The sequence below is a fragment of the Streptomyces sp. genome, from assembly GCF_036566765.1.
Classification (GTDB): domain Bacteria; phylum Actinomycetota; class Actinomycetes; order Streptomycetales; family Streptomycetaceae; genus Streptomyces.
This window is the reverse complement of sequence record NZ_DATCVQ010000678.1, coordinates 1-4,495: the sequence shown is the minus strand read 5'-3', so window position 1 is coordinate 4,495 and position 4,495 is coordinate 1. Positions and strand designations below refer to the sequence as shown.

The window sequence follows — 4,495 nt, the reverse complement described above, 5'->3', positions numbered from 1 at the left end:
GCCGCAGGCGCGGGCTGCGGCGCGGGGGCCGGGGCGGCATGTGGCGGTGCGGTGGGCGGTCGCGGGGGGCGGTCCTGGGGTACGGGGGCCGTGGCCGGGGGCGGGGCGTGCTGCGCGTCGGTGTTCATCCGCGTCCCCCCGCTGTCGTTCACGTACTCGTACGCGTGCTCGTACCGCCTGGCAATGCCCGCCACTCTACGGGCTGTTCCCGCGCCTGCGGGACCCCGGGGGATCTGACCGGATCATCCCACTACCCCGGTGTAGACCTCTCTGGCAAGCTCGGTCCATGACTCCCCGCGCCGCCGACCGCGCCCGGTACGACCGGGCCACCTCTCACCTCGACGCGCCCGTGGCGATCGTCGATCTGGAGGCGTTCGACGCCAACGCCGACGACCTGGTGCGGCGGGCCGCGAGGAAGCCGATCCGGGTGGCGAGCAAGTCGGTGCGGTGCCGGGCGCTCCTGGAGCGGGTCCTGGCCCGGGAGGGCTTCGCCGGGATCATGTCGTTCACGCTCGACGAGTCGCTGTGGCTCGCGCGTGCCGGCTTCGAGGACGTCCTCCTCGCCTACCCCTCCGCCGACCGCGCCGGCTTCGCCGCCCTCGCCGGGGACGAGAAGCTCGCCGCCGCCGTGACCGTGATGATCGACGACCCGGCCCAGCTGGAGCTGATCGACCACGCCCGCAACGGCGGCGCCGAGGAGATCCGGGTCTGTCTGGAGCTGGACACCTCCCTGTGGCTGCTGGGCGGGCGCGTACGCATCGGCGCCCGCCGCTCGCCCCTGCGCGAACCCGCACAGCTCGCCGAGCTGGCCCGCTCGGTCGCCCGCCGGCCGGGCTTCCGTCTCGTCGGGCTGATGGCGTACGAGGGCCACGTCGCGGGCGTCGGCGACGCCCTCGGCGGCCGGCCGCTGCGCTCTCGGGCGATCCGGCTCATGCAGACCGCCGCGCGCAAGGAACTCGCCGCCCGGCGCGCAGCCGTCGTCCGTGCGGTGCGCGCGGTCGCCCCGGACCTGGAGTTCGTGAACGGCGGCGGCACCGGCAGCGTCCAGCACACCGCCGCCGAGGAGGCCGTGACCGAGATCGCGGCCGGCTCGGGCCTGTACGTGCCGCGGCTCTTCGACGACTACACCTCGTTCGACGGCCGTCCGGCCGCGCTGTTCGCCCAGCCCGTGGTGCGCCGTCCCGGCGTGGGCGTGGTGACCGTGCTCGGCGGCGGCTACCCGGCCTCCGGTGCCCCGGGCCGGGACCGGCTGCCCGTCCCGTACCTGCCGGAGGGACTGCGCTACGACCCGCGGGAGGGGCCGGGCGAGGTGCAGACGCCGCTGCTCGGATCCGCCGCCGACGACCTGCTGATCGGCGACAAGGTGTGGTTCCGGCACGCGAAGGCCGGTGAACTGTGCGAGCGCTTCGACCGGCTGCACCTCGTCGAGGGCGATCGGATCACGGCGTCCGTGCCCACGTACCGCGGCGAGGGGCAGACCTTCCTCTGAGCCCGCCCCACCCCGCTACCCCACCGCCTTGATCCCCGCCGCGATCTCGTCCATCAGCGACAGCGCCGGCCCCTTCGGGCCCGCCTCGAACACGAAGCGGACGACGACCGGGGACTGGCTGCCCACCGGGGACGGGAAGACCACGGACTGGACGATGCCGCCCGGGCCCGCGCCCGTGACGACGCGCCAGCGGACCAGGTAGCCGTCGCGGCCGGCCACGACCGTGGGCTTCGAGGCGAGGACCACGTGCGAACGGACGCCGCCGTAGGGGTTGTTGCCGAGGATGTCCTCGCCGTACGCCTGCTCCACGGCCTCGGCGATGTCGGCCTTGGCGAGCGCCTCCGGCGTGGCGGCGCCGGTGCTGGAGGGGGTACGGGAGGTGACGACGCCGCGCTTGCAGGACTCGCCGACGTCGCCGGGGCACTGGTAGTCGCCGACCGTGTTGACGGTGACCACGTCGTCGACGGTGCTCTCGGGCTTCTCCCAGCCGGCGACGATCGGCAGGGAGATGCCGTTGAGCTGGTCGACGACCACGGTCGGATCGCCGCTCGGGCTGGCCTCCCCCACCGGGTCGTCGCTCGGCTGCGCAGTGGCGGAATTGCTCGGCCCGGCGACCGGCGGCGCCGGCTCCTCGTCCTTGCCGGACACGACGACCGCGACGATCACGGCCACGGCGACGGCCACGACCGCCGCCGCCCCGCCCAGGACCATCCCGCGCCGCGACCCCCCGGCCGCCGGCGGCACGACGACCGCCGTGGGGCCGGCGGGCGTGTACCCGCCGCCCCCGGCGGCCCTCGTGTGCCCGCTCCACGCGCTGCCGTCCCACCACCGCTCGGTCCCGGGCATCCCCGGGTCCGGGTACCAGCCCGCAGGCGTGTTCATGCTCATCCGGCCAGCCTAGAGGGCGGGTTCGGCGGGCCGGAACGGAGCCCTCCCCCGGCTACAGCGGGGTCACGTACGCGCCGGAGATCCCGCCGTCCACGAGGAAGTCCGCGGCGTTCACGAACGAGGAGTCGTCGCTGGCGAGGAAGGCGACCGCCGCCGCGATCTCCTCGGCCTCGGCGAACCGCCCCACCGGGATGTGCACAAGACGGCGCGCGGCCCGCTCCGGGTCCTTGGCGAACAGCTCCCGCAGCAGCGGGGTGTTCACCGGCCCCGGGCAGAGCGCGTTGACGCGGATGCCCTCGCGGGCGAACTGGACTCCCAGCTCCCGGGACATCGCGAGCACGCCGCCCTTGGAGGCGGTGTACGAGATCTGCGAGGTCGCCGCGCCCATGCGCGCCACGAAGGACGCGGTGTTGATGATGGAGCCCTTGCCCTGCTGCCGCATGTACGGGATGGCCGCCTTGCAGCACAGGTACACGGAGGTGAGGTTGACCTCCTGGACCCGCTTCCACGCCTCCAGGCCGGTCTCCAGGATGGAGTCGTCGTCCGGCGGCGAGATGCCGGCGTTGTTGAAGGCGATGTCGACGGAGCCGTAGGTGTCGTACGCGGTCTTGAAGAGCGCCTCGACCTCCTCCGGGTCGGTGACGTCGACCTTCACGAACGTGCCGCCGACGGCCTCCGCGGCCGCCTTGCCCGCGGTCTCGTCGATGTCGCCGCAGACGACGTTCGCACCCTCGGAGGCGAACCGGCGGGCGGTCGCGAGGCCGATCCCGCTGCCGGCTCCGGTGATGACGGCGGTGCGGCCGACGAGGCGGCGGCAGATGGCGGGGGTCTGGGGGGAACCCCCGGGAGATGTCACAGTCTCGGTCATGGGTGCTCATGCCTCCGTGCTGATGAAGACGTTCTTGGTCTCGGTGAAAGCGGTGAGGGCGTCGGGGCCGAGCTCACGGCCGAGGCCGGACTGCTTGTAGCCGCCGAAGGGGGTCCAGTAGCGCACGCTGGAGTGGGAGTTGACGGACAGGTTGCCCGCGCGGACGGCCCGGGAGGCGCGCAGGGCGCGGCCCACGTCCCGGGTCCAGATCGAGCCGGACAGGCCGTACGGCGTGGCGTTGGCGAGCCGGATCGCGTCCTCCTCCTCCTCGAAGGGGAGGACGACGGCCACCGGCCCGAAGATCTCCTCCACCGCGCAGGGCGCGTCCTCGGCGACGTCGGTGAGGACGGTCGGCGGGAACCAGAAGCCGGGGCCCTCGGGGGCCTTGCCGCGGATGCCGGGCAGGGAGTCGGGGACGTACGCGCGGACGCGGTCGAGCTGGGCCCGGGAGATCAGCGGGCCCATCTGGGTCCGCTCGTCGGCCGGGTCGCCGACGACGATCTCCTCGATCGCCGGGGTGAGCAGCTCCATGAAGCGGTCGTACACGCTCCGCTGGACCAGGATGCGGGTGCGAGCGCAGCAGTCCTGGCCGCTGTTGTCCAGGAAGGACATGGGGGCGGCGGCCGCCGCCGCCTCGACGTCCGCGTCGGCGAAGACGATGTTGGGGCTCTTGCCGCCGAGTTCGAGGGTCACCCGCTTCACCTGGTCGGCGCACTTGGCCATGATCGACTTTCCGACCTTCGTCGAGCCGGTGAAGACGATCTTGGCGACGCCGGGGTGGACGACGAGCGCGTCGCCGGCGACCGCGCCCTCGCCGGGCAGGACCTGGAAGAGCCCCTCCGGGAGTCCGGCCTCCAGGGCGAGCTCGGCAAGCCGCAGGGCGGTGAGCGGGGTGGTCTCGGCCGGCTTGAGGAGGACGGCGTTGCCGGCGGCGAGGGCCGGGGCGGTGGCCCAGGCGGCGATGGGCATGGGGAAGTTCCAGGGCGCGATCACGCCGACGACGCCCAGGGGTTCGAGCACGGTGACGTCGAGGCCGCCGGGCACCGGGATCTGCCGGCCGCTCAGCCGCTCCACTCCCCCGGCGGCGAAGTCGAGCAGGTCGCGGACGTTGCCCGCCTCCCAGCGGGCGTTGCCGATGGTGTGGCCGGCCTCGCGCACCTCCAGGAGGGCGAGTTCCTCGATGTGGTCGTCGACGACGGCGGCGAAGCGGCGCAGCAGCCGGGCCCGGTCGGCGGGGGCCGCGGCCGCCC

5 protein-coding genes are annotated in these 4,495 nt (G+C 74.1%); 1 reads left to right on the top strand and 4 read right to left on the bottom strand.

The window, feature by feature from the left end:
* On the bottom strand, positions 1 to 194 hold a 194-nt coding region (locus VIU94_RS39365), incomplete at its 3' end, for a hypothetical protein (RefSeq protein ID WP_331919548.1).
* A gap of 92 nt (positions 195 to 286) precedes the next feature.
* Here VIU94_RS39365 and VIU94_RS39360 point away from each other — a divergent pair.
* The gene (locus VIU94_RS39360) at positions 287 to 1,489 is read left to right on the top strand and encodes an amino acid deaminase/aldolase (protein ID WP_331919546.1); all 1,203 of its coding nucleotides are present in this window, start codon (positions 287 to 289) and stop codon (positions 1,487 to 1,489) included.
* 15 nt (positions 1,490 to 1,504) lie between these two features.
* Here VIU94_RS39360 and VIU94_RS39355 read toward each other — a convergent pair whose 3' ends face one another.
* From VIU94_RS39355 to VIU94_RS39345, 3 genes are all read right to left on the bottom strand, one after another.
* Entirely contained in the window at positions 1,505 to 2,377 is an 873-nt protein-coding gene (locus VIU94_RS39355) for a DUF2510 domain-containing protein (protein WP_331919544.1), read from the bottom strand.
* Between the two features lie 52 nt (positions 2,378 to 2,429).
* The gene (locus VIU94_RS39350) at positions 2,430 to 3,245 is read right to left on the bottom strand and encodes a 3-oxoacyl-ACP reductase (protein ID WP_331919542.1); all 816 of its coding nucleotides are present in this window, start codon (positions 3,243 to 3,245) and stop codon (positions 2,430 to 2,432) included.
* 6 nt (positions 3,246 to 3,251) lie between these two features.
* Positions 3,252 to 4,495 (bottom strand): aldehyde dehydrogenase family protein (locus tag VIU94_RS39345; protein WP_331919540.1); only part of this gene is annotated, 1,244 nt, incomplete at its 5' end.

Excerpts from the sequence above, each read along its gene's own strand:
- VIU94_RS39360 (WP_331919546.1), top strand. The coding sequence starts at position 287 with ATGACTCCCCGCGCCGCCGACCGCGCCCGGTACGACCGGGCCACCTCT.
- VIU94_RS39350 (WP_331919542.1), bottom strand. The coding sequence starts at position 3,245 with ATGACCGAGACTGTGACATCTCCCGGGGGTTCCCCCCAGACCCCCGCC.
- VIU94_RS39355 (WP_331919544.1), bottom strand. The coding sequence starts at position 2,377 with ATGAGCATGAACACGCCTGCGGGCTGGTACCCGGACCCGGGGATGCCC.